The following is an 832-nucleotide window of genomic DNA, read 5'->3' as shown; positions in this document are numbered from 1 at the left end:
CTGATAGGCCATGTTCATGATATCAACTTCTGTACCGTTGTTCATAATGACTTTTTGCATTTCATCACTGACCGGCATGACTTCATAAATACCGACGCGGCCTTTAAATCCTTTACCGCGGCAGCTGTCACAACCAACCGGGCGGTAGAGTTTCCAATCTTGAGCCAAGTCCGCATCGGTAAAGCCGGCTTTTTTCAATGCCGGAACCGGAGGGCGTTCAACTTCGCGTTTGCAGTTTGGACACAGTCTGCGCAACAGCCTTTGCGCCATAATCAGGCTGACCGAGCTGGCGATGTTGAAAGGCGCAACACCCATGTTCAAAAGGCGGGACAGCGTGGCCGGTGCATTATTGGTATGCAAGGTAGAGAAAACCATGTGGCCGGTTTGGGCGGCTTTAATGGCGATGTCGGCGGTTTCCAAGTCACGAATCTCACCGACCATAATAATATCAGGATCTTGACGTAAGAAGGATCGGAGTGCGGCAGCAAACGTCAGGCCTTGTTTTTCATTGACGTTGACTTGGTTGACGCCCGGCAGGTTAATCTCGGCCGGATCTTCTGCCGTCGAAATGTTCACATCTTCCGTGTTCAAAATACTCAGGCAAGTATAGAGCGAAACGGTTTTGCCCGAACCTGTCGGACCGGTAACCAATACCATGCCGTAAGGGCGGTTGATGGCCTCAAGCAGCATTTCTTTTTGGAAAGGCTCTAAGCCGAGTTGGTCGATATTGAGCGATGTACCATCGGAATTTAGGATACGCATTACCACTTTTTCGCCGAACAATGTCGGCAAAGTGCTGACACGGAAGTCAATCGGACGGCCGTGTTTATGG

At 50.4% G+C, this 832-nt stretch carries 1 protein-coding gene; it reads right to left on the bottom strand.

The annotated features are described in order from the left end of the window. A partial coding sequence (locus ACTHUR_RS13025; RefSeq protein ID WP_440398926.1) for an ATPase, T2SS/T4P/T4SS family occupies positions 1 to 832 on the bottom strand: 832 nt, incomplete at both ends.

The sequence above is a fragment of the Neisseria sp. P0021.S007 genome, from assembly GCF_051956855.1.
Note: the sequence above shows the minus strand (reverse complement) of the source record. Positions and strands in the feature narration are given on the sequence as shown.